The organism is Desulfitobacterium nosdiversum (assembly GCF_049860565.1).
GTDB classification, from domain to species: Bacteria; Bacillota; Desulfitobacteriia; order Desulfitobacteriales; family Desulfitobacteriaceae; genus Desulfitobacterium_A; species Desulfitobacterium_A nosdiversum.
This window is the reverse complement of the sequence record NZ_CP172056.1, coordinates 2,950,378-2,972,360: the sequence shown is the minus strand read 5'-3', so window position 1 is coordinate 2,972,360 and position 21,983 is coordinate 2,950,378. Positions and strand designations below refer to the sequence as shown.

The window sequence follows — 21,983 nt, the reverse complement described above, 5'->3', positions numbered from 1 at the left end:
GATTAGACTGAATCGATTATTTTAGCGAGTGCTGAAACGATACTAGTTGTAAAATATAGATTGTTATTCGAACGCAATAGGTATATAATAAGAACAAAGGTTCGATAAGCCAAATGGGTGTGCTAAGAGGTGGAATGAAAATGAGAGATGTTTGCACTGGATGTAAGCAAAAAGAGTATTGTCTGGAGCGTTGTGAAAAATGGTTAATTGCTCATGAGCAGTGTCCTGTCTGCCGGAACAAACTCATACATGTAGGAGGTTGTACCGAATGCATTACTGGAGATTGGGCGAAGTGTGGTTGAAGTAATAATAAGTTGTTAAGGGCCAGCCAATTTTGGCTCTAATAATTCGCTTAATATTTGTCAGTGATTGTTCGGTAGTGAGGAGGAGCGATAATGCCAAAAATAACAGCTGCCTGTTATATTTTTTCCCTGTTGTTCTATGGACTGGGATATTTCAAAATGTCGGCCCTCAATGTAGGGCAACTTGATGCTTATACCTATACCGAATATGCGTTCCAGGCCACCCTCTTTTTTGTTTTAACAAACTTTTTAATCATAGTTGGAACAGGCATTTATTATGTAAAGATTACCAACCATAATCTTAAAGTACGAACAAAAGCCTATGAAAGATCGAATTACAGAAGGCGAGTGAATGCACCGAAAGTAAAACCCCAATTTTCAAGGCCGATGTACGGTATTGAATTGGACAGAAGAATAACTTCCTAAAAAAGAAATGTTACCCTATTACACTATAAGAATAGATTATTTAAACGGGTCATGAGACATGATCTACTCAACCGAAAACGGTAATTTATCTATAAAAGGATAATACTACACCTTATTTTTATATCGTGACACATTTGATAATCTTTTGTAAGACGTTTGTCAAAATTTATACCTAATACCCTTCAAGTCTGGTATTATTGAATTTAAAAGTTAGAGGATTAAACATAATATTTAAATCGAAAAGACGGCTATGAAGAAAATTCAAAAGCCGTCTTTCCCTTTTTAAGACTATATCTTAAATTCTTAAAAATCACGCCTGAATCCATTTGCACATTATAATATCAATTAATTTTTGAAGATTATGTTTACTAGTGAACTTGGGGTGCTTTTATATAAGATTCTTATCATTCTATGTTGAAACCAAAAACTGTTGTTAGATCTAGAGCGAAAAGTAGAATAAAATAACCAACATTTGTAATTTAATGTTATAATAGGGCATAAATACAATTAAAAATGTCGCTAAAATAATATAATGTTTTGACTTATTAGTAATACGACAATACAGCAAAATGGAGAAGCTATTTTCTACATAGAAATATGGCTAGAGGAAGGTGATTTAGTGAACCCAATCGCATTTGACTTTACGTTAATTGTCCAAATGATTTCTTTTTTGATTTTCTCTATTCTTATTTGTGGAATTATTTACTTCTTCATATTTGCTAGAAGGAAACAAAAACAGGACAAAGAAATTGAGGCAAAAATAAACTACATAGTTGACCTATTAGAGAATGACAAAAAGAAGATTTTAGAGGAGAAGGATCATGAAGGATGAATTAATGCAGATATTTATTCAAAAAGGCGAAGACATATAAGCAAAATAGACGAAATGGTTAAGGATAGGCTACAAAGTTCGAGGAGGCTATGTTGTTGGACATGTTTAGCTTTATTATCTTAATTTTCTTTGTTATTGCGGTTGCAGATTATATGAGGAAGACAATTCGGCAAAGAGAGGATCAAATAGATCAAATGGATCGTTTTATTGAATTATATAAAAGTGCTAATGGACTAAATCCTGATCGCAATAACGAGGAAAGAAATTCTTAGAATAATAATGCAGGTAAAGAGTGCTGAATTTCACTTTTTGCAGAACACTTTACCCGACGTATAACACTAGTAATAATGTTAATAAGTATTTGAAATATGTTCGTGTCATCTTCTTGTTGTATGCTCATTATAAGTGCTTTCCAACAAAGAGTGTTCCAACATTTCCTCCCCTGATAATCTCATATAATGCAGACGGATTTTTACCGTTCGTAATAATTGTATCAATTCCCTGTGTAGTTGCCAATTTTGCTGCCTGCAGCTTCGTTTTCATACCGCCTGTACCACGGCGAGAGCCAGCTCCTCCAGCTAAAGATTGTACTTCCTCGTTTATTGAGGTGATACGTTCTATTAGTTTTGAGTTAGGATGGAGACGGGGATCGCTGTCATAAAAACCGTCAATATCAGACAAAATGACAAGTTTTTGCGCTTTGCACAATACGGCGACAACAGCGGAAAGCATATCATTATCACCAAACAACCTGTCCTCCGACTCAATTTCGGTATAGCTAACCGAATCATTTTCATTCACAACCGGGATAATGCTCATTTCAAGCAAGGTATCAAAGGTGTTTGTCAGATTTCCCTTCTTTTCCTCAATTTCCATATCCTCGGCGTTTAGCAAGATTTGTGCTATTGTTTTATCGTAATCATTGAAAAATTTATCATATAAGTACATGATACTGCATTGCCCAACCGCAGCGGCAGCCTGCTTCAAACGCATACTTGTAGGACGCGTTTTCAATTGTAGCTTATTTGTACCTACGGCAATTGCGCCTGAAGATACTAAAATTATCTCATAACCCATGTTTTGAACATCGGATAATACACAGGCGAGGCGGTCAAAAGAACGTAAATCATTTTGTCCCATGTCATTTGTCAGTGTAGAAGTTCCAACTTTCACAACAATTCTATTTTGATACAGTCCCATATTACACCTCGATAATCGACGGTTTATGCTCCACAAATGGCAAAAAATCGTGAATGATTTGTGCTGTTCTGATTTTCATATAACCGGTAGTTGTGCCGTCGCTACACCCATACCATTCTTTAGCCATAACGTCTTTGTCCAAAACAATTTGTACAGCGTTATTGTTGTCAAGTATGGCACTGAAAACAGTTGCTGCACCGATTTTAGTTCCCAACATTTTTTCCATTAAATCCACAGGGGCAAAAGAAACGCGAGCCACCCCCAACGCATTGCTGAAATCCTTTGACCTGAACGGCTTATCGCCTGCCGTAATGAACAGGTAAAAAGCTGTTTGCTGCCGATTACAAAGAAACAGAGTTTTTACCATCTTCATATCTAATTTTTTATCAATCTGAACGCAATCTTCCATCGTAATTGCTTCGTCTGTATCAACACGTTCAAATGGGATATGCAAGTTTTGTAATACCCTATACGTTTCCTTTTGTAGTGGGGTATCAAACTTGTCTGGCGGCGTTGTATAAATATCACTTACAAAAAACATGATTTATTTAATTCCTTTCCTTTGAAAACTCTATGGCCATAGTGTATCTTTAATTTATAAATTACAAAAGCGAATGTTTATCATAAGAAAGATGATAAAATCAGATGCAAATGAGGCAAACATAGCATGGATATGAACATTCAAAAATATATGGCATTTGTTAGGACTGTTGAATATGGGAGCTTCACAAAGGCGGCAGAGATGTTGAACTATTCCCAGTCTGGTATTAGTCGTATGATTAACGATTTAGAAAAAGAATGGGGTGTATCACTTCTTGAACGTGGACGCTCTGGTGTACGATTAACTTCCGACGGTTTGAAATTATTGCCGTTTGCTAAAAGTGTATGTAATGAGTATCAGAAGTTACAGACGCAAGTTGAAGAATTGAACGGATTGCAATCCGGACTTATCCGAATAGGTACATTTTCAAGCGTAGCAACTCATTGGCTCCCGAATATCATTAAAGAATTTCAAAAGGATTAGCCTAATATTGAGTATGAGTTGCTATTGGGCGATTATACGGAAATAGAAAGCTGGATTTTAGAGGGACGCGTAGATTGCGGCTTTCTTCGGCTTCCTACACTCCCAGAGTTTGAAACGATTTTTTTGGAACAGGATAAACTACTTGTGGTTTTACCTGAAAATCACCCACTTGTAGATTGCGAGTATTTCCCAATCAAGGCATTATGTGATTACCCTTTTATGCTGTTGGAAAAGGGTGCAAAAGCAGAGGTTTCAGAGATATTTGAACGATGTAACATTTCTCCTAAAGTTCATTTTACAACATGGGACGACTATGCCATTATGTCTATGGTGGAAAGCGGTTTGGGCATTAGTATTTTGCCGCAGCTTATTTTACAGCGCATTCCTTATCGTATTGTAGCAAAGGAGTTGGAAGTACCTGCTTATCGAAAAATTGGATTGGCATTGAGAGATAAAAAGAGTACGTCACTTGCAGTCAAGCGATTTTTAGATTATATAGAGTATAGATACCCCTGATGGCACTGGTGCAAAAAGATTAAAAAATAGTATAAGTGGCATAAACATAAACTCCATTTCTTCAAATGGAGTCATTTGACCTACTTGCTTCTTTCGAAGTATGTACATGGATTCAATACCGGAAATCGTAAAGCATGCTGATTTGAAGCTTTTAAACCCTAGCATAGGTTTTATAATTCGCTTAATAAAGCGATGGTCTTGCTCGACGATATTATTAAGATATTTTATCCGCCGGTGCTGGGTATTGCATGGAAGTCTTCCGCCATATAGAAGCTCATTAATTATAACTTCATAGGTGTAATATTTATCTGTGGTAATTACCCTGGGCGTTTGATTCTGAGCAGCTTTAGGGCTTTCTTGAAGAATTTTTCTGCTGATCTTTTATCCCAGTTTTCCGAAACCCAAAAATCAATCGTCGCACCTTCAGAATCAACAGCTCTATGGCCTTGGCCGAGTAATGGCATGACTGAAAGAAACCAGCGAGACAGTTATTGCGATGCAACTCCTGGTAATGAACCTGGAGCGCAGGCTCCGGATTCTTTTGCTCAAATTTTTCAGAGCATATTTTGGGCTAGCTAGAATTTATTTACTGTTCGCAACCCCTAATTAAAGGAGTCATTGAAACAATAAACTAATATTGTTCAATGACTCCTTTTGATGCTTTAAGAAATATATTTTACAGTTCAAAGTATCATATTTTATAAAATTTTGCTCCTAATTTAAGTGAAACGTTCACTAAGGCTATCATAACAGGCACTTCAATTAGTGGACCGATGACTGCAGCAAAGGCTTGCCCAGAATTAATACCAAAGATAGCAACTGCAACGGCAATTGCAAGTTCAAAATTATTGCTTGCGGCGGTAAAAGATAAAGTTACGGTCTGATGATAAGGAATTCCCATTTTATAGCTAATATAAAATGAGACAAAGAACATTAAAAGAAAATATATAATAAGAGGGATAGCGATCCGAACAACATCCAAAGGAAGAGCCACAATATACTGACCTTTAAGAGAGAACATAATAACAATAGTAAAAAGAAGCGCTATTAAAGCAAGAGGACTGATTTTGGGTACAAATTTTTTCTCATACCATTCTTTGCCTTTACGAGGTAACAAAACTAGACGGGTAATCATTCCTGCTAAGAACGGTATACCTAAATAAACCAAAACACTTTTGGCAACTTCCCACATACCGATGTGTATTTCTACTCCTTTGGATAAGCCTAACCATTGAGGAAGAACGGAAATAAAGAAATAGGCAAATACTGAATAGAAAATAACTTGGAACAGTGAATTCAAGGCAACAATCGCGGCGGCATACTCAGAATCCCCCTTTGCCAAACTATTCCAGAGAATCACCATTGCAATACAACGGGCCAAACCAATTAAGATAAGCCCTGCCATATATTCGGGATAATTGTGGAGAAAGACTACGGCAAGAATAAACATAATAATTGGGCCAATAAACCAGTTTTGAACGACGGATAAGGTCATGACTTTTTTATTTTTTATAACCAAACCCATTTCTTCATACTTTACTTTAGCTAGGGGAGGATACATCATAATTATAAGTCCGATAGCAATAGGAATTGACGTTGTGCCTACCGACAAGGAGTTAAGCCATTCCGACACTCCAGGAAATATATATCCAATTCCTATTCCAAGAGCCATAGCTAAGAAAATCCATAAGGTTAAATAGCGATCCAGTGTAGAGAGTTTTCGACTGACTGGCAACTCTAAGCTCATATCTACTCACCTATTTTCCTTCCTGCGCAAAATATTGAATTCGTTTTTCAACCTCATCCCTTACCCGTCTGAATACGGCTAAACGTTCTTCTTCATTTCCTAATGCCTTTGCAGGATCGTCAAAACCCCAATGATCTCGTTTAACATGAGGGGGTGTCATTGGACAACGGTCATTAGCATCCCCGCATAATGTAATTATAAAATCAGTTTGATTCAATAATTCGGGATCAATCACATCAGATGTTTGATTTGATATATCAATACCAATTTCAGACATGACTTGGACAGCCTTGGGGTTAAGACCATGTGCTTCTATTCCTGCACTATAAACGTTGTAGTTCTCACGTAAATATTTTTTCCCGAACCCTTCTGCCATTTGGCTACGACATGAATTTCCGGTACAAATAAAATAGATGGATTTCTTTTTCAAATTTAACCTCCTTACACATCAAGATAATTTGATATATTAGGGCAAAAAAATTATAGTTTAAAGTCCACCTCCAGTTGTTTAATATATTCTTTTATAATGGGTTGGTTCAACGCGTAATACTTCCATTTTCCTCTGGCTTTTTCGAGAACAAGCCCTGCTTCTACTAATTCTTTCATGTGATAAGAAACCCTTGATTGGATGAGTCCCAATGAGGACATAATGTCACAATTGCATATTCCTTCATCGGAAGAGCAGTAACAATCAGAAAGTTTACATCGATCTGCATTGATCATCATCAATAGAATCTTATAGCGAATTGGGTCACTTAACGCTTTTGAAATTTTAATACTATCCATCATGAATAGATCATATCAAAAAAAATTGATCTATGCAATTGACATATACCAAAATGCAGTAATACAATAAATATATCGATAGAAATAGATTTGAGGTTTTAACAATGGATAATACTTATGAAAATAACGCTAAAGTGTTTAAGGCACTTTCCGATCCCAACCGATTGCTGATCCTTGAAAAACTACAAAGAGGTGAAAAATGTGCCTGCGTAATCTTAGAAGATCTAAAAATAGGTCAATCCACGCTATCCCACCATATGAAGCTATTATGTGAATCTGAGCTTGTAAATAGCCGACGTGACGGAAAATGGATGCATTATTCATTGAACGAAAAAGGTTGCAAAAGAGCAATAAATCTATTAGTCGAAATTACAACGTTAAAGAAGGTAAGTAAGACTACTGGTTCTTGTAGTAATCAAGTAACAGAAGAATGCAAAACAAAATGCTAGGTACTCTAATACAAACAGGATTAAATGATTTTTAAGTATATAAAACAAGGAGTGATTTATTATGAAGAAAATGCAAATCTTTGAACCTGCAATGTGCTGCCCTACAGGTTTATGTGGAGTAGGAGTTGACCCTGAATTATTACGTATTTCGACCGTTCTTAATTCGCTTAAGAAAAACGGGGTTGAGGTTGATCGGTTCAATCTTACGAGCGCCCCAATGGAATTCGTTAATAATAAAGGCATCAACGAACTTCTTAATACCAAAGGGGTTGATGATCTTCCGGCTATCGTTCTCGACGGAGAAATTGTGATGACGGGCAGATATCCTTCTAACGATGAATTTTGTAAGTTCTTCGATATTCCAAAGAATACTTTAAATGAACAACCTAATCCATTTAATGTTATAACCAAAAGTTCAGGTTCCTGTGATTGCTCGGATGGGGGATGTTGTTAAAATGGAGACGTTTACTCCAGATAAGGTGAAACTAACAAAATATCTCTTCTATACAGGTAAAGGCGGTGTCGGTAAAACTTCAACGGCTTGTGCTACCGCAGTCAACCTTGCGGATAATGGCAAAAAAATTCTGCTCATCAGCACTGATCCCGCCTCTAACCTGCAAGATGTTTTTAAAACAGACCTAACCAATAAAGGTGTTTCTATAAAAGAAGTCCCCAATCTAGTGGTAGCCAATCTTGATCCCGTTCAAGCGGCTGCAGAATACCGTGAAAGTGTGATCGCTCCTTATCGTGGTAAACTTCCTGATGTGGTACTCAAGAATATGGAGGAGCAGCTTTCTGGGTCTTGTACTGTTGAAATTGCTGCCTTTAATGAGTTTTCCAATTTCATCACGGACGAGAAAATGCAAAATGAATACGATCATATCATATTTGATACGGCACCTACTGGCCATACCCTGAGAATGCTGCAGCTTCCTTCGGCGTGGAGCAATTTTATCAGTGAAAGCACCCACGGTGCGTCTTGCCTGGGACAGTTATCCGGTTTAGAAAGCAAAAAAGATATGTATAAAAAGGCCGTTGAAACCTTATCGGATGGTCAACTGACAACCCTGATACTTGTTTCCCGTCCAGAAGAAACACCACTTAGAGAGGCATCTCGGGCATCGAAAGAGCTTGCAGATATCGGTGTTAAAAATCAGACCTTGATCATTAATGGTGTTCTGACCGAGTATGATGATTCCATCTCAGAAAGCCTTTATAAGAAGCAACAGAAGGCACTTTCAGAAATGCCCCAGGTTTTGCAAACGTTGACTATGTATGCAGTACCCCTTCGTGCTTACAACATTACAGGGATAGAAAATGTACGGGCCTTACTTAATCAAGATAATTGGGCCATTCGTGACGAGAAGATTCAGGATCAAACTATTCCACAACTTAAAGATGTGATTGAAGACCTATACAATAATAATAAAAAAGTCATTTTTACAATGGGCAAAGGAGGTGTCGGTAAAACAACAATTGCGGCGGCAATTGCACTCGGATTATCGGCAAGAGGGAAGGAGGTACATCTTACCACCACAGACCCTGCCGCACATCTTAAATTTATTATCGAACCCAATAGTGGCATAACATTAAGCCATATTGATGAGCAGGCAGAGCTGAAAAAATATCAGGAAGAAGTACTTTCTAAAGCAAGAGAAACCATGTCGGATGAGGATATTGCCTATATCGAGGAAGATTTACGCTCCCCTTGTACACAAGAAATTGCAGTATTCAGAGCGTTTGCTCAAATCGTTGAGAAAGCAGAAGATCAAGTCGTGGTTATAGATACCGCCCCTACGGGTCACACACTCCTCTTGCTCGATTCAACACAAAGCTATCATAAGGAAATTAAGCGTTCTCAAGGAGACATTCCTGAATCGGTAAAAAAACTTCTACCGAGGCTCTGCAATAATGAAGAAACCGAGGTCATCATTGTAACACTTCCCGAAGCAACACCTGTCTATGAAGCCATGCGTTTAGAAGAAGATTTAAAAAGGGCAGATATTGCGACTAAATGGTGGGTTATTAACTCATCTCTATATCACACAGGAACAACCAATAGATTATTATCGGCAAAGGCAAGTCATGAGATTGAGTGGATCAACAAAGTTAATGAGCACTCAAAAGGAAACTTTGCAGTTATTGCCTGGAGTGAAGATGAAATTAAAGGAGATAAGTTAATTACTTTATAAGGAAATACCTAAATAAGGGTAAAGTTTTGAAGAATTAGGTTAGCAGTTATACTGTAAGGAGGACTTCGAGTGCGATTGGTAATTATTGGTGCGGTCGCGGCCGGAACGTCGGCAGCAGCTAAGGCCAGAAGAAATAACGAAAATGCTGAAATTGTGATTTATGATAAAGATCAGTTTATCTCGTATTCTGGTTGTGGAATGCCTTATTATATCGGGGGCGAGGTTGCTAGCGCAGATGAATTAACCCCACGCGATCCAGTGTTTTTTAAGAATAAATACAATGTCGATATTTTCACACGCCATGAAGTGCTCTCCATTAACTCTCAAGAAAAAGTGTTAGAAATTAAGAACCTTTCGACTGGGGAAATATTTACCGATACGTATGATAAGCTGATTCTGGCAACCGGTGCAAGAGCAGCAGTTCCCCCGATAAAAGGAGTAGAGAACAAGCGGGTTTTTACGCTACGCAATATCGGGTATATGAATAAAATCAAAGCTTACATTAACACAGACCACCCAAAATCCGCTGCAATTATCGGCACAGGCTTTATTGGACTTGAGGTTTGTGAAAATTTAAAAGAACTTGGAATTGAAGTAACACTAATTGAGCAATTGCCGCATGTTACGCCGAGCCTTGATAACGATATGGCAGTATACGTTAAATCTTATCTTGAAGAAAAAGGTATTGTTGTATTGACGGGCACTTCGGCAAATGAAATTACCGAAACCAGCGTGATTTTATCAGATGGCAGCGTTATAAAAGCGGATATGGTACTTTTAGCTACAGGCGTACGTCCTAATAACGAGCTTGCGTTAGCAGCTGGAATTAAGCTTGGAACCACGCGTGCAATCAAGGTTGATGAGAAAATGAGAACTAACCTCGAAGATATCTACGCCTGTGGTGATTGCACTGAGCAATATCATGCTGTTACAGGAAAGCCTGTCTACCGTCCTTTGGGTTCAACAGCCAATAAAATGGGCCGCATAGCCGGGGACAATGCAACCGGTGGAAATTTAGAATTCCGAGGAATACTCGGAACAGGTATATTTAAGATTATTGATATGGTGGTCGCTCAAACCGGATTATCTGAGCGAGAAGCTATTGAACAGGGCTATGAGATTGTGGTCTGCCATAATATAAAGCCCAATAAGCCGGAATATATGGGTGGCAAGGAAATGGTGATTAAGGGTATTGCTGACAAAGCGGACGGCAGACTTTTGGGTGTCCAAATTGTAGGTTTTGAAGGCGTCGATAAGCGAATTGATGTGTTTATCACGGCGATCACCTTTAAAGCAAAGGTTGAAGATTTATTCCATCTTGATCTCGCCTATGCACCCCCGTTTTCAACGACTAAAGATCCGGTGATGTATACTGGCATGATATTGGATAATGCCATTCATAAGAATCGACCTCTGATCACTGCTCAGGAGTTGGACAATTTAATTGAGTCTGGCGAAAAATATGAATTGATTGATGCTAGAGCCGCATCAGATTACGAAAGGAGTCATATTGAAACCTCTGAAAATATACCTCACGCCACGATGAGAGCTGCTGCTCAAAAGATGGATAAGGACATAGTGGTTGTCACCTATTGCAACAAAGGGGTTACAGGAAATGCAGCACAAAACATCCTTATCAATAACGGATATAAAAGAGTGTATAATCTGTCTGGAGGTCATAAGCACTATAGTAAACTCCATTTAAACTAATAATAACTCCTGCAGCCTTTGCATTAGCACCTGGTTACGGGAGTTATTTGGTTTTATTTATATCTGGAGGAGGAAATTGTTATGAAAGTTGCAATTATTTCCGATATTCACGCCAATATTACAGCACTAGAGGCTGTGCTGGAAGATATTGAGGAACAAAAAGCAGATCTGGTGTATTGCCTTGGTGATTTAGTAGGATATGCCCCATTTCCTAATGAAGTCATTAAGTTAATCCAAGAAAAGAATATCCCTACAGTTATGGGCAACTATGATGATGGAATTGGTTATAATCGATTTATTTGTGGTTGTAGCTATAAAGATGCGGAAGCGGAGGCTTTAGGGCATAGATCGATAGCATGGACGAAGAAACACACCTCAGAAGAAAACAAGTCGTTTTTGAGAAATCTCCCAAAAGAAATACGGATTGATTTATCGGGCAAAAAATTACTTTTGGTTCATGGCAGCCCTAATCGCTTAAATGAATATGTTACAGAAGAAATTCCTGAAGATTATGCTAGTGAACTTATTGCTCTTGCTGGTACCGATATTCTTATCTGTGGTCATACTCATTATCCTTTTTACATGGTATTGGATAACAAATTACTCATTAATGCAGGCAGCGTCGGTAGACCAAAACATGGTGACCCCCATGCTTTATATACCCTTATATCTATTGCAACAAACGTATCAGTTGATTTTCGAAAAGTATCTTATGACTATGAAGCAATAGCAAAGGCAATTGAGGCCTCTGAGTTGCCAAATGAATTTGCAGAAAACATACGGGCAGGCAAGTATGAATAAAGTTCATTTTTAACCTATTTATGAGAAGTAACGATTAAAGAAATATGTTGATAGAATGAAAGTTATATGATATGAAAGATATTAGTAATTACATTCACAAATATCAATATAACCTTTATAGTACAGGATTTAGTATTTAAGGCAATAGAAAAAAGCGTAAAATACGAAGGAGATTTGATGCTATGAATATTACAACAGATAAAGAAAAGAATCTACGAGTTGTTGCTGATAAAGAACAAATTCTACTTTCCGAGGATTTAGCAAAGTTTCTTGGCACTCTTAATGGAGGGCAATTACGAGTTGTTAAACATGACAATAAAATTGAGATCTATGCCAATGTCCATAGTTTATCTAAAGTCTATATTGAACCTACAGCCCAATGTAACCTTGCTTGCCATACCTGCATCAGAAGAACTTGGCAAGAGCCTATGGGTACTATGAAGCGAGAAGTCTTCGATAACCTAATTGAGCAACTTAAAGAATTTGACTGTCTGCAAACAGTTATGTTTGGTGGTTTTGGTGAACCTACTTTCCATAAAGATATTCTTTATATGATTCAGCAGGTTAAAACCCTTGGTGTAAAGGCAGAAATGGTGACCAATGGAACTTTACTCCATGAAGAAATGTTAAAAGGATTATTTGAAACTGGGTTGGATACGCTTTGGGTATCTTTTGACGGCACGAATGAAGAGTGCTTTGAGGACATCCGTGAAGGCGCAAAGTTTAATGAAGTCGTAAAAAATCTTGAAATATTACACATAATGAACTTAAGAAATAACCATAAAATTAAAGTGGGTATTACCTTTGTTGTTATGAAAAGCAATATCAATCAATTGAAAGATCTAGGTTCACTCGCCCAAAGAGTCGGAGCGGATATGATATCTGTCAGTAATGTGCTCCCTTACAGTGCTGAAATGATTGATCAGATGGTCTGCAAACAAAAGGTTGTAACTACCAACCAATCCTATGGTTCCAGAGGAATACCGATCAACTTGCCCTATATTGATAAGCAAGAATTAGATCCACAACTTTTATACGACATATTTAAAAACTACGATAAAATCAACATTTTCCGCAATGGGTACGAGAGGGAAATAGGAAACTGCCGATTCATAAAGGATCGCTGTACTTTTATTAAATGGGATGGAAGAGTCAGCCCTTGCATGGGGTTGTTACACTCCTATAAGACGTATTTTACTGATGGAGAGGAAAGAGTAGTTACATCCTATTCACTGGGAGATATAGAAGAAAATCGTCTAAAGGAGATTTGGAATTCCAAGGAATATTCTAATTACAGAGACAATGTTGATTCCTATGAATTTTCGCCTTGCTTACAATGTTCACCTTGTAATTTAACCGAAACGAATAAAGAAGATTGTTACGGCAACATCTTTCCAACCTGTAGTGGTTGTTTGTGGGCACAAAGTGTAATTCAATGTCCTTGAAGTTTTAAGAGCAGTTTCATATTTCTGTCAAAAGATTTTTACTAAGAGAAAAAGCAAGTAAACCGTTAATTCGGTATACTTGCTTTATTTTTGCCTATTAAAAACTTTTATTTAGTTATAAAGGAATCATATCAATTTTTTTTGATATATTAGACATCGATACATTGACATGTATCGAAATAAGAGAATATAATGAACACATCGATAAATATAGATTTGATATTTTAAGAGGCTAATACATATGAACTGCTAAAGTGTTTAGGTACTTTCAATCCCAACCGATTGCTGATCTTTAAAAATTACAAAAGGACAGCTATGAAAGGAGGTGAGTAAACAACTGTGGTTTAAAATATAAAGGCTTGTTGTCCTTAACCAATGCAAAATAGGTTTTGCGATTAAACGAGCCTTCATGGGGGAGAAGATTTTCTATGGATAAGAAAAAAATCGTACTTATACTTGGATTTGCTGGTTTTGTAACAATGGCAGACAATTGGGTCGTTTCACCTATCCTACCTTCTATCGCACAAAACTTAGGTGTTGATGTTGCATCAGCTTCTTTAGTGATTACGGCCTACATGCTTCCTTTTGGATTATTCCAGTTGTTATATGGTTATCTTGCAGAACGTTTTGGTAAACGCCAGGTTATTACCTTTTCCATCTCAATGTTTACGATAGCTACTGCACTTTGTGCCTTTGCTTTTGCAATTCCTGATTTGGCTGTATACAGAGCTTTAACAGGAATGTTCGCCGCTTCTATAATGCCAGTTTCATTAGCACTTATCGGTGATCTATTTCCGATGGAAGAAAGACAGTCAGCCATTGGATCATTCATGGGCATATCTTTTTTAGGTCAAGGACTTAGTATGGCGATTGGTGGTTCCATTGCATACTTTCTAAATTGGAGAGGCGTATTCGGTGTTTATGCAGGACTTGCTGTCATTTCTTCACTGTTGTTGTTTACGATAGGAAGAAAGATACCATCAACCATAAATAAAGAAAGCAAGGCGCTAATGCCTTATATCACGATATTGAAAAATCCTTCGAGCGCGATTATTTATATCTTAGTGATATTTGAGGGAATTTTCCTCATTGGGTCGTTTTCGTTCCTTGGGGGATTCATTAAACAGATATTTGAGCTTAATAATTTCGCCATAGGAATGGTTATGACTGCTTTTGGCATAATGGCATTGGTCGCGGGCAGAAAATCTGGCAAGCTTGCGGCAAAGATTGGTCGTAAAAAAACTGCTGTTATTGGCTTAACCTCTGCTTTTATTGCCGATATATTGCTTGTTTCTATGGGAAGTTTTCTTCCTGTCGTTATTATTGCTATTGGAGCTATGGGATTTGGTTTTATGCTGGCGCATTCAACATTTCTTACAATCGCTACAGAATTTGCGGCTAAAGCAAGAGGAATTGCTATGTCTCTGGTGGCATTTTGCTTTATGGGAGGCGGAGGTATCGGAACGGCAATTGGTGGAAAGATTGTTTCATCATCCAGTTTCGAAAGACTGTTTTTAATCTATGGAATTGGACTTTTAGCATTAACGCTGAGTACTATTCTTGTGAAGAAAAGCTTTAAATCTAGCGTTCAAGCATAATTAGTTAAGTTAAAGGAGGAATCCATACATGGAAAAGGAAAAAGTTTTAGAAAAAATAAAAGCTGAGATGGGAGAAGTCCCAAAACCACTGGAAAACCTTGCTTCACTTGATCTGTGCATTTTGATGGGGCATATCGAAGCGAAGAAAAATGCCTATTCAGGTGAACATTTAGATAAAAAAACGAAGGCTCTCATTGCTTTGGCAGTAGGCATTGCATTGGATTCACAGCCATGTATTTTAAACAATGTTAAAGCCGCAAAGAAAAGTGGCGCTTCGACTGAAGAAATAATGGAAGCCTATTCTGTTGCCAAGTTTTCGAAATCTGCAACCTCTATTTCAGGCTTTAATCATGCGATGGAATGGCTGTTGGCTGACTGTGGTGATAAGTAATGGGGAGTGGATAATATGTTTTCAGCAATTGATTGGGTATTAAACGAAATCGCAAATGGTTTAAGTTATGGATTAACTTCATTACTAAGATGGATTTCAAGCTTGTTTGGGCTTAACCCCGTATTTTTGAATTCTGAGCATTATCAAGGGGCTGTAAATTTCTTTTTCTACGATTCCATGAAGATCTTTTTGATGCTTTCAGTAATTATCTTCATCGTGTCAATAATAAGGGGCTTTTTCCCGCCTGAAAGGACCAAAAAACTCTTAGGAGAAGGAAAGGCAAAAGGTCTTTTGGGAAACATCTTTGCCGCCCTACTCGGTATCGTAACCCCTTTCTGCTCATGTTCTGCGGTTCCTGTCTTTATCGGGTTTATTGAGGCAGGAATACCATTAGGCATTACCTTTTCATTCTTAATCTCTTCTCCGATGGTCAATGAAGTCGCTCTTGTTATGTTATGGGGCTTATTTGGTTGGCAAATCGCTCTATTATATATTGCAACAGGCGTGACAGTGGCGATAATCGCAGGAATTATCATTGGGAAGTTAAGATTGGAAAAATACGTTGAGGAATATGTCTATAATATAAAAATGGGAGATGTTGATATCGTCATCCCCACATGGAAAGAACGGCTAATTGAAGCTCGGAATTACGTCGATGAAATTCTAAGAAAGATTTGGATCTACGTGCTTGTGGGTATCGGAATCGGAGGAATTATGCATGGATATGCTCCAACAGGGTTACTGGCTAAATATGCTGGTAAAAGCAACCCGTTTGCCGTAATTATTGCGGTTCTAATTGGAATCCCTTTGTATTCTAATGCGGCTGGAACGATTCCTATTGTTAAAGAACTTACAAGGCTCGGAATGCCCATGGGAACTGCTCTTGCATTTATGATGGCTGTTACAGCATTAAGCCTGCCTGAGATGATTATCTTAAGAAAAGTATTAAAACCGCAACTGTTAAGTATCTTTATAAGTATTATGGCAGTAACCATTGTCATTATTGGTTATTTGTTTAATATGGTTCTAGGGTAAATTTTAAAAATGGGGGATTTTCTAATGAATATCAAAATACTTGGTTCAGGTTGTGCTAATTGCAAGAAATTACAGGCTATTACAGAGGAAGTTGTTAAGGAAATGGGTATTGCCCCTACAATTGAAAAGGTTGAAGATATTCAAAAAATCATGGGGTATGGTGTTATGCGTACTCCTGCGCTAGTTATTAACGAGAAGGTTAAAGTTTCAGGGAAGATACCCAGCAAGGATGAAATCAAAAAATACATTAAATCTGAGCAATAAAGAATTATAGGATTGTTTGTATTTATTATTAATGTGCTAGGAAAAAAGGAACTTACAATAGTCCCTTTTTTTCTATAATCCAACATGCAATAGTTATAACGAAAATTTAGTACGCAGAGAACAATTAAAGGCTAACTCCCTTTTTGTATTTGCAAATAGTAAAAAAATAGTAAAACATATTTCTAACATCCCCAAATTGGTATGAAGGAGGGCTAACATGGCTGAAGAGCACCATCATCAAGATACAAAAAAATACGCAATAGGATGTCCAAGGCAATCGGGCATATGGAATCAATAAAAAGAATGATAGAAGATGGTAGAGATTATAGTGAGATTTTAGTTCAACTTTTTGCGGTCCGTTCTGCAATTAACAATGTCGGTAAAGTCGTTTTACTGGACCATATCAACCATTGTGTATTAGATGCAGTAGAAACAGGGGACGAGAAGGTTCTGGAAGATTTGACCAGTGCGATCGAAAAGTTCTTAAAATAAATTCGAAGATTAAGCGTACCTTGTAAACTTGTGAGGTAAAAGCAAAATGAAAATTAAACAATGTAGTTAATATTTTTGACAGCATTATATGCTTTTTACTCGTCTTCTCAAAAATTATTATTTAGCTAAACTCTTTAATTTTACTAATCCTGTCCTTGATTTCTCTAATGCTTGTATTCTTAGGACTAACTGCTTTAAGGGCTTTTTTGAGAGTACTTAACTCTTCTTCAAACATACCAAATTTCCTGTATATGATTGCTAAGTGTAGATAGGCAGCAGGCGCATCAAATCCCATACGGACGCTTGCTTCTAAGTACTTAATAGCTTCCTTATAAATTTTTCCTTGCTTATAGTCTAAACCTTTGATTTCCGGTACATAGCCATCTTTACTTGCGGCAATTATTTTTTCTATTTCAGGATCAATAGACTTAAGATACTTGCGCATTTCATCTCTTTGAGCTACATCAAACTTAGGTGGTTTAATCTTTTTCTTTGGCATCGCGGCAGATGCTGGAACCGGTGATTTTTTAATATAATCAAGCACATGAAAAGAATGATAGATTTCATAACCCTTTTCATTTAGGTCGTAGTAACGGTCATATTCAAGATTTCCAAACTCAATTACAGACTTTGCAGATTTTGCTAAAGTTGCATAGACTGTTCCACCTAATGATTTGACGTATTTTTTGATTTCTTCGGTCTCATCACTAACATAGGGGCTAACCATCCAGCCTGTCGATAAAAAGTGAGTTTTAAGTAAGGCATCAGGATTAATAGTGTCATAATTAGGACTTTCAGTTATTCCGAAATAGCGTTTTCTGTAATCGCTAATTTCAATAGTTGGCGTAAAGCTCCTTGTTTCATACATTTTAAGCATTTCGTTATGTTCATCCATGTTTATAGGCATATCAACGAACTGGAGTAGCACTTCCCCTTGGGAGGTCCGTTCATGCATCCAGCAAATCTCATAAATTTCTGCTTCCAGATTGGTGAGGTTATCTGCGATAATACGAAAATCTATCCCGAAGTTATCTTGTAATTCTTTATAGTAAATCCCTCGATATTTATCACTGATTTCTGAAAGAATATGGTTATACCTTGTTCCTGTTCCTTTTCCAACATAAAAAATCTTACCTTCATCTTTTGTAAACCACTCGTATACATAGAATCTTCGCTCGTTATTATAGTTATTTTCGCTAGGGACACGAAATCCCATCCAAAATCTTGTTTCATTAACCCAAAAGGTTAGCCAAGGAGATTTAAAGGTTCAAGGAGTTGTGAATTCGGAAGATGAGATTGGTGTTCTTACTAAGGCATTTAATCAGATGATACTAAGCTTAAGCGAAAGTGATCGTGAACGAGAAGAGTTGCTGCAACAGCTTAAGGAAAAGGAAGAAATGCGGCTGCAATTGCTTGAGAAGTTAATAACAGCTCAAGAGGAAGAACGGAAACGCATTTCACGTGAACTCCACGATGAAACTAGCCAGTCCTTGACTTCATTAATGGTTAATTTGAAGGTTCTGGAGTCAGAGGCATCATTTTGTAACGTAGGAGATCGACTACGGGAAATGAGGCAAGTAGTGTCAGAAACTCTGGATGAAGTCCATCATTTAGCACGCGATTTACGCCCTAGCGTTTTGGATGACTTGGGGCTAGTCCCAGCGCTGGAACGATATGTTCGAGAATACGGAGAAACCTATGGGATTGAAGTCGATTTCCATAACATGGGGTTTGACGGCGAACGGGTTTCGGCGCCTGCTGAAGTAGCTCTTTATCGAATTATTCAGGAAGCGTTAACAAATGTTGCAAAATACGCTAGAGCGCAGACAGTTTCTGTACTTTTAGACTGGAGAGATAATTGGGTCTCAGCAATCGTAGAAGATGATGGGCAAGGATTTGAGCCTGATACGGTGATTACTAGTCCAAGCCACGGCCTAGGCCTTTTCGGAATGCAGGAACGGGCGACCTTGCTCGGTGGATCTTTCAGCATTGAATCTAGGCCAGGAAATGGAACAACAATCTATATTAAAGTTCCTGCCAATTCAGATATTGAGAATTGTGAAAAGAGGGATTCAAGTGGAAAAGAAATTAAGAATTCTCTTGGCTGATGATCATGCTGTTTTGAGAGCAGGCCTCAAGTTATTGTTAAATGCTGAAGCAGATATTGAAGTTGTCGGTGAGGCTTCAGATGGTGAAGAAGCAATAGCTCAAGTAAATAAGCTAATGCCGGATTTACTTCTTCTTGATTTATCGATGCCAAAGTTAAATGGGGTGGATTGCATTGAAAAGCTGATGAAAAGCCATTCGAATCTTAAAGTTTTGGTACTAACAATGCATGATGATGAAGAATATTTGAGAGCTGTTCTAAGCGTGGGAGCGAAGGGGTATGTCCTCAAAAAGGCGGCCGATGTCGAATTACTCTCGGCTATTCGTACAGTGGCCCGTGGAGAAATGTTTATTTACCCGTCAATGGCAGCACAATTAGTCTATCGTCAGTTGGTAAACCCTAAAGATAAGAAGTCAAAGGATACAAAGGTCAAGCATCTCAGTGAACGGGAAAGTGAAGTTCTTCGCTATCTTGCTTTAGGGCATACAAATCAAGAAATTGGAGATATGCTTCATGTGAGTGTTAAAACGGTAGAAACGTACAAAGCACGACTCATGGAAAAGCTCGAAATGAGAAAACGTGCTGACCTTGTAAGGTATGCTATGGATCATGGCATAATTGAATAATCATAAGAGTAATTTGCTATAAAGAGCTTCATGTCAGGGTTTTCCTGACATGAAGCTCTTTTTTATAGGGATAAAGAGAATTACTTTTAGGGGTTTCCCTTCTACAAGGATCATTTTTAAGGAGCTAAGATGCTAGTAGGTGAAATATTTTCACCGGCCTCCGAGTTCATTTTAACGGTGTGCTAAATGAACCGATAGGGTGTGAAATGGAAATTTTGCGCCTGCCCATATTTGGCGAAGGTGGCGAACAAAATTAATAAAGGAGTTGAGAAAATGGGAAAACGGTATGCCATGGTGATAGATCTACGCAAATGCGTGGGTTGTCACGCTTGCCAAGTCGCTTGCAAAAGTGAAAACAATGTACCGCTTGGCGTCTTCCGTAACTGGGTTGATGAGCTTGAGATCGGAAAATTCCCCAATGTTTCCCGCCAGCGCCTGCCTCGTCTCTGCAACCATTGTGAGAATCCTTCTTGTCTCAATGTGTGTCCGGTTAAGGCAACTTATCAATTAGAGGACGGAACAGTCCTTGTCGATTATGATCGTTGTATTGGATGTAAGTATTGTATTGCAGCTTGCCCATACGACGCTCGCTTTATCAATCCAGAGCGTAATACAGCCGAGAAATGCGACTATTGCCATGCTCGTGTTGATGCAGGGTTACAACCTGCCTGTGTAAACACATGTATTTCGGGGGCTCGGGTTTTTGGAGACATCAATGATCCAAATAGTGAAGTGGCTAAATTGATTGCGACGAATGCTGTTACGGTGAGCAAACCAGAAACTAACAACCGTCCCCAGACCTATTATATTCAAGCGGATGAAAAAGCACTGCGACCAAATCTCCTTGGAATCGTCACTGGAGGTGAGAAATAATGAGCACTGTGCATTTCTTTGATACCCAGCATCAAATTTACTGGGGGTTACTCATTGCTCTCTACTTCTATTATACCGGGATGAGCGCCGGATCTTTCATTTTGACCAGCTTAGGAACAGTATTTGGAATTGAAAAATATAAGAAGGTTTCTAAGGTTGGAGTGATCATGGCCATTGTGCTCTTGGCTTTTGCGCCGTTGCACTTATTATTTGACCTTGCTCAACCGGGTCGCTTCTTAAGTCTATTTATCCATACTAATCCAACCTCCGCGATGTCCTGGGGGGTCTACCTCTTAATCCTTTATCCCATAGATTTAATCATCTATGCTTGGTATATGTTCCGCCAAGATATGGTCATTGGCCTTTCCAAAGGCGGATTTAAGGCTTCGTTCTACAGTTTTTTGCTTTTTGGTAAAAAAGACATGACTCAAGCCGCAAAAGACAACGATTTGAAGAAACAGAAAATCTTTGGAACTCTTGGAGTTCCGCTAGCTCTTCTTGTTCATGGATATACGGGATTTATTCTCGGTAACGTACAGGCTCGTGCAATTTGGCATACTCCCTTGATGCCGATTATCTTCTTGATGTCTGCTATGGTTTCCGGTACTGGTCTCTTCATCATTGTTTTGATGCTCGTTGAAAAATTTAAGTTTGGTCGATTGGGTGATGACATTAAGGCACTGATCAGTGATATCGCCAATTTAATGAAATGGTTTATCTTAGTTGATGGCAGCCTGATGGTGATCTACTTTATTGTTCTCTGGTACTCGAATGAATCAGGCTATGCTTCGGCTTATTTTCTTCTGCATAATGATGGATGGAGCTTCTTAGGGCTTGAAAATATTCTGGGGATGCTCGTTCCTTTCCTTCTCATGTTTACAAAAAAAGCTCGTCAAAATATGTCCTTGGTCGTTTTGTCCTCTATTCTCACAATTATTGGTGTCTTGGCGATGAGGATTAATCTCGTGATCGGCGGACAAAAACTTCCGCTGACTGGAAGTAAGATCATAGAGTATGTAGCATCTGGCAGAGATATTGCCGTAATCCTGGGGATTGCTGCAGCAGCAGTCATAGTTCTATCTTTCTTTTATTCTGTTTTACCGATGAACCGCCCCGGTGCCCAAGAAAAAGAGTCTATTCCAGTATCGAAGGGGGTAGCACAATAAT

Annotated in this window: 25 protein-coding genes, 2 pseudogenes and 1 riboswitch; of the genes and pseudogenes, 20 read left to right on the top strand and 7 right to left on the bottom strand. The window is 38.1% G+C overall.

What is annotated here, in order from left to right:
* Positions 1-140: 140 nt before the first annotated feature.
* The 4 genes from ACHOLT_RS14280 (at position 141) to ACHOLT_RS14265 (ending at position 1,832) form a co-directional block, all read left to right on the top strand.
* The gene (locus tag ACHOLT_RS14280; protein WP_425801897.1) at positions 141-302 is read left to right on the top strand and encodes a hypothetical protein; all 162 of its coding nucleotides are present in this window, start codon (positions 141-143) and stop codon (positions 300-302) included.
* A 93-nt stretch (positions 303-395) separates the two neighbouring features.
* Complete coding sequence (locus ACHOLT_RS14275; protein ID WP_425801894.1) at positions 396-728, top strand: hypothetical protein; 333 nt, start codon at positions 396-398, stop codon at positions 726-728.
* A 619-nt stretch (positions 729-1,347) separates the two neighbouring features.
* The gene (locus ACHOLT_RS14270; RefSeq protein ID WP_425801892.1) at positions 1,348-1,560 is read left to right on the top strand and encodes a hypothetical protein; all 213 of its coding nucleotides are present in this window, start codon (positions 1,348-1,350) and stop codon (positions 1,558-1,560) included.
* A gap of 95 nt (positions 1,561-1,655) precedes the next feature.
* Complete coding sequence (locus tag ACHOLT_RS14265) at positions 1,656-1,832, top strand: hypothetical protein (protein ID WP_425801890.1); 177 nt, start codon at positions 1,656-1,658, stop codon at positions 1,830-1,832.
* 127 nt (positions 1,833-1,959) lie between these two features.
* Here the strand turns inward: ACHOLT_RS14265 and proB are convergent, their stop codons facing one another.
* A complete protein-coding gene (gene proB, locus ACHOLT_RS14260) occupies positions 1,960-2,760 on the bottom strand; it encodes a glutamate 5-kinase (protein WP_425801888.1) in 801 nt (266 codons plus the stop codon).
* Between the two features lies 1 nt (position 2,761).
* Positions 2,762-3,301, bottom strand: coding sequence for a prolyl-tRNA synthetase associated domain-containing protein (locus ACHOLT_RS14255; protein ID WP_425801886.1), 540 nt, complete (start codon positions 3,299-3,301; stop codon positions 2,762-2,764).
* 126 nt (positions 3,302-3,427) lie between these two features.
* On the opposite strand from ACHOLT_RS14255, the pseudogene ACHOLT_RS14250 reads away from it, so the two are divergent.
* Positions 3,428-4,300, top strand: a pseudogene (locus ACHOLT_RS14250) (LysR family transcriptional regulator).
* On the opposite strand, the pseudogene ACHOLT_RS14245 reads toward ACHOLT_RS14250, so the two are convergent.
* From ACHOLT_RS14245 to ACHOLT_RS14230, 4 genes and pseudogenes are all read right to left on the bottom strand, one after another.
* Positions 4,271-4,713, bottom strand: a pseudogene (locus tag ACHOLT_RS14245) (DDE-type integrase/transposase/recombinase). The pseudogenes ACHOLT_RS14250 and ACHOLT_RS14245 sit on opposite strands and share 30 nt — an antisense overlap.
* Positions 4,714-4,991: 278 nt before the next feature.
* Positions 4,992-6,047: an ACR3 family arsenite efflux transporter gene (gene arsB / locus ACHOLT_RS14240; RefSeq protein ID WP_425801883.1), complete on the bottom strand. Its 1,056-nt coding sequence runs from the start codon at positions 6,045-6,047 to the stop codon at positions 4,992-4,994.
* Positions 6,048-6,057: 10 nt separating this feature from the next.
* Entirely contained in the window at positions 6,058-6,477 is a 420-nt protein-coding gene (gene arsC / locus ACHOLT_RS14235; protein WP_425801881.1) for an arsenate reductase (thioredoxin), read from the bottom strand.
* Between the two features lie 50 nt (positions 6,478-6,527).
* A complete protein-coding gene (locus ACHOLT_RS14230; RefSeq protein WP_425801878.1) occupies positions 6,528-6,836 on the bottom strand; it encodes an ArsR/SmtB family transcription factor in 309 nt (102 codons plus the stop codon).
* Positions 6,837-6,937: 101 nt separating this feature from the next.
* Here ACHOLT_RS14230 and ACHOLT_RS14225 point away from each other — a divergent pair, with 101 nt between their 5' ends.
* The 11 genes from ACHOLT_RS14225 to ACHOLT_RS14175 all read left to right on the top strand — a co-directional run bounded on the left by ACHOLT_RS14225 (position 6,938) and on the right by ACHOLT_RS14175 (position 17,210).
* Entirely contained in the window at positions 6,938-7,282 is a 345-nt protein-coding gene (locus ACHOLT_RS14225) for an ArsR/SmtB family transcription factor (protein WP_425801875.1), read from the top strand.
* Between the two features lie 61 nt (positions 7,283-7,343).
* Positions 7,344-7,736: an arsenite efflux transporter metallochaperone ArsD gene (gene arsD / locus ACHOLT_RS14220; RefSeq protein WP_425801872.1), complete on the top strand. Its 393-nt coding sequence runs from the start codon at positions 7,344-7,346 to the stop codon at positions 7,734-7,736.
* 1 nt (position 7,737) lies between these two features.
* Positions 7,738-9,474, top strand: coding sequence for an arsenical pump-driving ATPase (gene arsA, locus ACHOLT_RS14215; protein ID WP_425808077.1), 1,737 nt, complete (start codon positions 7,738-7,740; stop codon positions 9,472-9,474).
* A gap of 69 nt (positions 9,475-9,543) precedes the next feature.
* Positions 9,544-11,184 carry an FAD-dependent oxidoreductase gene (locus tag ACHOLT_RS14210; protein WP_425801869.1) on the top strand — a complete coding sequence of 547 codons (1,641 nt, stop codon included), beginning with the start codon at positions 9,544-9,546 and terminating at the stop codon, positions 11,182-11,184.
* 81 nt (positions 11,185-11,265) lie between these two features.
* Complete coding sequence (locus tag ACHOLT_RS14205; protein ID WP_425801867.1) at positions 11,266-11,985, top strand: metallophosphoesterase family protein; 720 nt, start codon at positions 11,266-11,268, stop codon at positions 11,983-11,985.
* Between the two features lie 182 nt (positions 11,986-12,167).
* Complete coding sequence (locus ACHOLT_RS14200) at positions 12,168-13,430, top strand: radical SAM protein (protein ID WP_425801865.1); 1,263 nt, start codon at positions 12,168-12,170, stop codon at positions 13,428-13,430.
* A gap of 428 nt (positions 13,431-13,858) precedes the next feature.
* A complete protein-coding gene (locus ACHOLT_RS14195) occupies positions 13,859-15,028 on the top strand; it encodes an MFS transporter (protein WP_425801863.1) in 1,170 nt (389 codons plus the stop codon).
* A 28-nt stretch (positions 15,029-15,056) separates the two neighbouring features.
* Complete coding sequence (locus ACHOLT_RS14190) at positions 15,057-15,419, top strand: carboxymuconolactone decarboxylase family protein (protein WP_425801861.1); 363 nt, start codon at positions 15,057-15,059, stop codon at positions 15,417-15,419.
* Between the two features lie 15 nt (positions 15,420-15,434).
* Positions 15,435-16,454, top strand: a complete 1,020-nt coding sequence (locus ACHOLT_RS14185; protein WP_425801858.1) for a permease — start codon at positions 15,435-15,437, stop codon at positions 16,452-16,454.
* A gap of 24 nt (positions 16,455-16,478) precedes the next feature.
* Entirely contained in the window at positions 16,479-16,718 is a 240-nt protein-coding gene (locus ACHOLT_RS14180; protein ID WP_425801855.1) for a thioredoxin family protein, read from the top strand.
* A gap of 264 nt (positions 16,719-16,982) precedes the next feature.
* The gene (locus ACHOLT_RS14175) at positions 16,983-17,210 is read left to right on the top strand and encodes a metal-sensing transcriptional repressor (RefSeq protein WP_425801853.1); all 228 of its coding nucleotides are present in this window, start codon (positions 16,983-16,985) and stop codon (positions 17,208-17,210) included.
* A gap of 121 nt (positions 17,211-17,331) precedes the next feature.
* Here the strand turns inward: ACHOLT_RS14175 and ACHOLT_RS14170 are convergent, their stop codons facing one another.
* Positions 17,332-18,426, bottom strand: a complete 1,095-nt coding sequence (locus tag ACHOLT_RS14170) for a hypothetical protein (protein WP_425801851.1) — start codon at positions 18,424-18,426, stop codon at positions 17,332-17,334.
* Here ACHOLT_RS14170 and ACHOLT_RS14165 point away from each other — a divergent pair.
* From ACHOLT_RS14165 to nrfD, 4 genes are all read left to right on the top strand, one after another.
* The gene (locus ACHOLT_RS14165; RefSeq protein WP_425808075.1) at positions 18,425-19,318 is read left to right on the top strand and encodes a HAMP domain-containing sensor histidine kinase; all 894 of its coding nucleotides are present in this window, start codon (positions 18,425-18,427) and stop codon (positions 19,316-19,318) included. The genes ACHOLT_RS14170 and ACHOLT_RS14165 overlap by 2 nt on opposite strands.
* A complete protein-coding gene (locus ACHOLT_RS14160) occupies positions 19,287-19,943 on the top strand; it encodes a response regulator (RefSeq protein WP_425801849.1) in 657 nt (218 codons plus the stop codon). The genes ACHOLT_RS14165 and ACHOLT_RS14160 overlap by 32 nt, the downstream gene beginning before the upstream one ends.
* A gap of 146 nt (positions 19,944-20,089) precedes the next feature.
* A riboswitch (molybdenum cofactor riboswitch) is annotated at positions 20,090-20,202 on the top strand.
* A gap of 14 nt (positions 20,203-20,216) precedes the next feature.
* On the top strand, positions 20,217-20,816 hold the full coding sequence (gene dsrO / locus ACHOLT_RS14155; protein WP_425801848.1) for a sulfate reduction electron transfer complex DsrMKJOP subunit DsrO: 600 nt from the start codon (positions 20,217-20,219) through the stop codon (positions 20,814-20,816).
* Positions 20,816-21,982, top strand: a complete 1,167-nt coding sequence (gene nrfD, locus ACHOLT_RS14150; protein ID WP_425801845.1) for an NrfD/PsrC family molybdoenzyme membrane anchor subunit — start codon at positions 20,816-20,818, stop codon at positions 21,980-21,982. Before dsrO ends, nrfD begins: the two co-directional genes overlap by 1 nt.
* Position 21,983 lies beyond the last annotated feature (1 nt).

What these genes read in the sequence shown, in the direction of transcription:
- ACHOLT_RS14280 (WP_425801897.1), top strand. Translation starts at nt 141, where the DNA reads ATGAGAGATGTTTGCACTGGATGTAAGCAAAAAGAGTATTGTCTGGAG.
- ACHOLT_RS14275 (WP_425801894.1), top strand. Translation starts at nt 396, where the DNA reads ATGCCAAAAATAACAGCTGCCTGTTATATTTTTTCCCTGTTGTTCTAT.
- proB (WP_425801888.1), bottom strand. Translation starts at nt 2,760, where the DNA reads ATGGGACTGTATCAAAATAGAATTGTTGTGAAAGTTGGAACTTCTACA.
- ACHOLT_RS14255 (WP_425801886.1), bottom strand. Translation starts at nt 3,301, where the DNA reads ATGTTTTTTGTAAGTGATATTTATACAACGCCGCCAGACAAGTTTGAT.
- arsB (WP_425801883.1), bottom strand. Translation starts at nt 6,047, where the DNA reads ATGAGCTTAGAGTTGCCAGTCAGTCGAAAACTCTCTACACTGGATCGC.
- ACHOLT_RS14230 (WP_425801878.1), bottom strand. Translation starts at nt 6,836, where the DNA reads ATGATGGATAGTATTAAAATTTCAAAAGCGTTAAGTGACCCAATTCGC.
- ACHOLT_RS14225 (WP_425801875.1), top strand. Translation starts at nt 6,938, where the DNA reads ATGGATAATACTTATGAAAATAACGCTAAAGTGTTTAAGGCACTTTCC.
- arsD (WP_425801872.1), top strand. Translation starts at nt 7,344, where the DNA reads ATGAAGAAAATGCAAATCTTTGAACCTGCAATGTGCTGCCCTACAGGT.
- arsA (WP_425808077.1), top strand. Translation starts at nt 7,738, where the DNA reads ATGGAGACGTTTACTCCAGATAAGGTGAAACTAACAAAATATCTCTTC.
- ACHOLT_RS14205 (WP_425801867.1), top strand. Translation starts at nt 11,266, where the DNA reads ATGAAAGTTGCAATTATTTCCGATATTCACGCCAATATTACAGCACTA.
- ACHOLT_RS14200 (WP_425801865.1), top strand. Translation starts at nt 12,168, where the DNA reads ATGAATATTACAACAGATAAAGAAAAGAATCTACGAGTTGTTGCTGAT.
- ACHOLT_RS14195 (WP_425801863.1), top strand. Translation starts at nt 13,859, where the DNA reads ATGGATAAGAAAAAAATCGTACTTATACTTGGATTTGCTGGTTTTGTA.
- ACHOLT_RS14190 (WP_425801861.1), top strand. Translation starts at nt 15,057, where the DNA reads ATGGAAAAGGAAAAAGTTTTAGAAAAAATAAAAGCTGAGATGGGAGAA.
- ACHOLT_RS14185 (WP_425801858.1), top strand. Translation starts at nt 15,435, where the DNA reads ATGTTTTCAGCAATTGATTGGGTATTAAACGAAATCGCAAATGGTTTA.
- ACHOLT_RS14180 (WP_425801855.1), top strand. Translation starts at nt 16,479, where the DNA reads ATGAATATCAAAATACTTGGTTCAGGTTGTGCTAATTGCAAGAAATTA.
- ACHOLT_RS14175 (WP_425801853.1), top strand. Translation starts at nt 16,983, where the DNA reads ATGTCCAAGGCAATCGGGCATATGGAATCAATAAAAAGAATGATAGAA.
- ACHOLT_RS14170 (WP_425801851.1), bottom strand. Translation starts at nt 18,426, where the DNA reads ATGGGATTTCGTGTCCCTAGCGAAAATAACTATAATAACGAGCGAAGA.
- dsrO (WP_425801848.1), top strand. Translation starts at nt 20,217, where the DNA reads ATGGGAAAACGGTATGCCATGGTGATAGATCTACGCAAATGCGTGGGT.
- nrfD (WP_425801845.1), top strand. Translation starts at nt 20,816, where the DNA reads ATGAGCACTGTGCATTTCTTTGATACCCAGCATCAAATTTACTGGGGG.